Source organism: Streptomyces sp. BE303 (assembly GCF_036290945.1).
Taxonomy (GTDB): Bacteria; Actinomycetota; Actinomycetes; order Streptomycetales; family Streptomycetaceae; genus Kitasatospora.
Genome location: NZ_JAQYWZ010000244.1, coordinates 1 through 310, shown reverse-complemented (window position 1 = coordinate 310; position 310 = coordinate 1). Strand labels below are relative to the sequence as shown.

The window sequence follows — 310 nt, the reverse complement described above, 5'->3', positions numbered from 1 at the left end:
TGCTGCCCGCGCTGTCGACCTGGCGGGCGCGCGGCCAGGAACGGTCGCTCATCGACGGCTGGCGATACCGCGTCACCTGGAAGCCGGTCGCCGATCCCGGCGCGGCCCGGGTCGACGGTTGCGGGCTGCTTCTCGGTGAGGACGACGAGGAGACCGTCGCCCTCGCCGATGTCCTGACCGGTCACGGCGCGTCCGTGCTCCGGTTGGAGATCGGGGTGCGGGCCGAGCTGGCCGACCGGCTGCGGACGCTCGACGCACCGCCGGTCGGCGTGCTGGTACCGGCGGGTTCGCTCACCGGCGTGCTCGCCGC

General features: G+C 74.8%; 1 protein-coding gene. It reads left to right on the top strand.

The features are described 5' to 3' along the window. Nucleotides 1-310: hypothetical protein (locus PUR56_RS01650; protein ID WP_329947546.1), on the top strand; the 310-nt coding region annotated here is incomplete at both ends.